General features: G+C 61.3%; 5 protein-coding genes. 1 reads left to right on the top strand and 4 read right to left on the bottom strand.

Going from position 1 to position 3,541, the window contains the following annotated elements; genetic code table 11:
* The first annotated feature begins 72 nt into the window (after positions 1–72).
* A complete protein-coding gene (locus AC1DT3_RS15225; protein ID WP_477466087.1) occupies positions 73–594 on the top strand; it encodes a MepB family protein in 522 nt (173 codons plus the stop codon).
* Between the two features lie 30 nt (positions 595–624).
* Here the strand turns inward: AC1DT3_RS15225 and AC1DT3_RS15220 are convergent, their stop codons facing one another.
* From AC1DT3_RS15220 to AC1DT3_RS15205, 4 genes are read right to left on the bottom strand one after another with little or no spacing between them, the layout of a single operon-like run.
* Positions 625–1,866, bottom strand: a complete 1,242-nt coding sequence (locus tag AC1DT3_RS15220; protein ID WP_477466086.1) for a CCA tRNA nucleotidyltransferase — start codon at positions 1,864–1,866, stop codon at positions 625–627.
* Positions 1,863–2,120, bottom strand: a complete 258-nt coding sequence (locus tag AC1DT3_RS15215) for a DUF6111 family protein (protein ID WP_477466085.1) — start codon at positions 2,118–2,120, stop codon at positions 1,863–1,865. Before AC1DT3_RS15215 ends, AC1DT3_RS15220 begins: the two co-directional genes overlap by 4 nt.
* Positions 2,117–2,755, bottom strand: coding sequence for a CoA pyrophosphatase (locus AC1DT3_RS15210; RefSeq protein ID WP_477466084.1), 639 nt, complete (start codon positions 2,753–2,755; stop codon positions 2,117–2,119). Before AC1DT3_RS15210 ends, AC1DT3_RS15215 begins: the two co-directional genes overlap by 4 nt.
* Complete coding sequence (locus AC1DT3_RS15205; protein WP_477466083.1) at positions 2,752–3,354, bottom strand: DUF1285 domain-containing protein; 603 nt, start codon at positions 3,352–3,354, stop codon at positions 2,752–2,754. The genes AC1DT3_RS15210 and AC1DT3_RS15205 overlap by 4 nt, the downstream gene beginning before the upstream one ends.
* Positions 3,355–3,541: the final 187 nt, after the last annotated feature.

Below are 3,541 nucleotides of genomic sequence, written 5' to 3'. Positions count from 1 at the left end.
TGACTCGCCCGGCCTTGATCAGCGCCTCGGTCGAGTCCGCATTGAAAGTCGAATCGTTTGAGTGAACCAAATTTGACGATTCGTCAGGATCTTCGAACGGCGTCGTCCCTCGTCTACGCGCCGATCGGTCTCGTGTGCTCAGCGCCCATATGGGAGCTGGAAAGCAGGGAATATGGGGCATGCGCATTTGAACTGAGCGGGTCGACCGTGCGGTACAGGCATTCCAAGATCACACCGACAAAAATCGGACAATTCGTCACGTTTTGGAAGCGGATTGGAGATGGTCCGATCCAACCCTTCGACGCCTCCGATTCTATCGATTTCTTTGTCGTCAACTGCCGCAAGGATCGCCATTGGGGCCAGTTCGTTTTTCCACGGTCGGTTCTATGTGACCAGACTGTCGTTGCGCACAATGGCAAGGGCGGCAAGCGGGCTATCCGCGTCTATCCACCGTGGGACGCGCCGGCGAGCCCGCAAGCGACGAAGACGCAGCGCTGGCAACTGAACTACTTTTTGGACTTGTCGGACGACCGCGCCTTGGACCACGCCAGGGCCCGAAAGCTCTATGGTCTACAGCCTGCTCGCGACACGTGAAGCACCCGCGCCGCGTTACGATCGCCCACGCTAAGCGACGAGAATGCGATCGAGCAATGCTTTCGCGGAAGCCGCATCCGTGGGGCAACCTTCCAAGAGCCAGATCTGTCGCGCCCGCGCCAGAAGCTCTCCGATCATCGGGCCCTTCGGCAAGCCCTGCGCGATCAAGTCTGCGCCGCGCAGGGGAAACATCGGAATTGGATCGTCTTTCGCGGCGTAGCGCTGCAACGCCGTCCATGCATCGTCCTTGACGATAGGGCGAGGCTCTCCACGAGTTGCAAGCAAGACCCGCCGGATCGATGTCACACCATGCTCGGCGACGCTGCGGCGGATGGTGATGGCGTCTACCGGCCCTTCCGATGTCTTGAAATGCGCCAGCAGTTTTGCGTAGTCGGCGAGCGTTTCGTAATCCTGGTTCGACAGACGCAATCGAACGCGCAGGCGCTCCGCATCCTCGCTCGTCATCATCGCGAGAGCCGCCAGTCGGTCGACACTCGTGCTCTGCGGAAGCGAGTCGATGATGCGTGAGAATCGACCGAGCTCCCCGACACCACCGAGGATCGACGTCAGGAAGCCGTAAGCGGCGAACACTTCCATCGTCTCTCGTGCCCGGCGCGCTGCGAGCAGCTTGAGGAGTTCGTTTCTCACCCGCTCCCGCGACAGACGCTCGAGACCGGCGCGCTCGGTGCTGGCTGCGAGAAGCCCTTCGGCGTCGGGCGTGCCGGACGCATATTCGGCGTGAAAGCGAAAGAAGCGCAGGATCCGCAGAAAATCTTCGCGAATGCGCGCGTGGGCGTCGCCGATGAAGCGCACGTTCCCGGCAATCAGATCGTCCTCTCCGTTGGTGTAGTCGAAGAGGCGACCATCGATGCCGAGCGAGAGCGCATTGATGGTGAAATCCCTGCGGAAAGCATCGGCCCTGAAGTCTCGTCCAAAGCGCACGACGGCGTAGCGGCCGTCCGTCTCGACGTCCTCACGCAAGGAGGTCACTTCGAACGGCTCCCCATCGACGACGACGGTGATGGTTCCGTGATCGATGCCCGTCGGAACGGGTTTGTAACCGGCATCGAGCGCGCGCTCGACGATTGTTGCCGGGATTGCCGTCGTCGCAAGATCGACCTCGGTGACGTCGCGACTGAGCAACGCGTTGCGAACGGCGCCGCCCACGATTCGGGTCTCTTCACCGCCGCCGTTCAAGACATGGAGCAGCCGCTGAAGTTGCGGGCGTTGGAGAAGGGCGGCGAGCGCCTGGTGATCGAGACTTTGCGTCACTTGAATTGCCCCGGCACGACACGCCCGTTCTCGACGTGACTGGGCACATAGGCGCCGCTCTCGCGATCAGCCGTAACACCGGTGTAGACGAGAGCGAGGATCGCGCACATCAACCCGGCGATGACGAGCCAGACTGTCTTGTCGCTCCAGTGCGGCCAATGAAAGGGGTTCCGCCGCTGCAAGACGAGATAGAGGGCGAAAAGGACGAACGGCAGGAGAAAGAGCAGCAATTCTCCAAAGATCGCCCGTGTCATGATTCGTAGAGCCTCTCATACAGATTGCGGACGATCCCCGCAGTGACTCCCCAGATGTAGCGTCCCTCGTACGGAATTGCATAGTAGCGTCTTACCCGGCCTTTCCATTCCCGAGCGTGAAGTTCGTGTCGCGCGGGGTCCATGAGCACGGCGAGCGGTACTTCGAACGTATCGGCGACCTCGTGCTCGTTCAGGCTCAGCGTATAGGTCGGCTGGACGCGAGCGACGACGGGCATGACCAGGTAGTTGGTGGTCGACAGGTACGCATCGAGATATCCAAGGGGGCTGACGAAGGATGAGTCGAGGCCGATTTCCTCCTGCGCCTCCCGATAAGCGGCAGCGAGGATCGATGGATCGGTTGGGTCGACGCGTCCGCCAGGGAAGGCAATCTGTCCCGAATGCTCACGCAGGCTCGTGGCCCGCTCGGTGAAAAGCAGAGTGGGCTCATCTCGCATGATGATCGGAACCAAAACAGCCGCCACTTTGGGTCGCAGAGGCAGCACGAGGGGCACTTCGTCGATGGAATGATCCCCGCGCGGATTGGCGAGGGAATCCTCCAAGGCAGGCGGATCGGGTCGAAGCTTTTCTTCGGCGAGCGCCAGGAACCGGTCGTTATCCAGGGCAAGGGAACTCATGAGCGCCCGTCGGGCCGGTCCGCCGGGGTAACGGGAAAGAACTGCCCGCCGACGCGAATGCCGAACACCCTCTCTCCTTGCAGATCCATTTCTTCGCCGAGGGCGATCAGGTCCAGTGTGAGGCTGCGGGTCAGACGCGCCCACAGGTCGCCGCGCACCCTGAGATACGGCTTCACCCCGTCCGCTGCGCCGACCTCGAACCGCAAGGGGTGGTCGGGGCCGATCTCGACGAGGTCGTCCACGTTGGTTCGAAACACGATTCGGCGCTCGCCCCCCTCCCCGTCGACTGCCATTTCAACGGCAAGAAACGGCACGTCGTCCACCGCAATGCCGACGCGCTCCACCGGCGTGACCAATACGTATCGTTCCGGATCCTTGCGTAAGACGCTCGCGAACAACCGCACGAGCGCCGGTCTGCCGATCGGCGTTCCCATATAATACCACGCGCCATCCGCGGCGATCCGCATGTCGATTTCGCCGCAATAGGCAGGATTCCAGCGTTCGACCGGCGGCGGGCCTTTGCGTTTGCGATCGGCCCCCAGCGCCTCCATCAGGCGGGTCATGGCATTGGTGGGCGGTGAAGGGACCTGTTCCATCATGACAAATGCGTGAACACGATTGGCTTATCCTGGGGATCGGGACCGTCGGTCCTTATTGATTCAGTGGGCATAATTTGCCGAAAAAGACTATTCCGATCGGACGATCATGGGGCGATTTCAACGAGGTAGAAAGGCTTCGGCGGGCAAAGCCGTATCCCCTTTTGCCTCGAAGTCCTAACCATAGAAG

The sequence above is a fragment of the Microvirga sp. P4_G7 genome (assembly GCF_056401005.1).
This window is presented reverse-complemented; position numbering and strand designations above follow the sequence as displayed.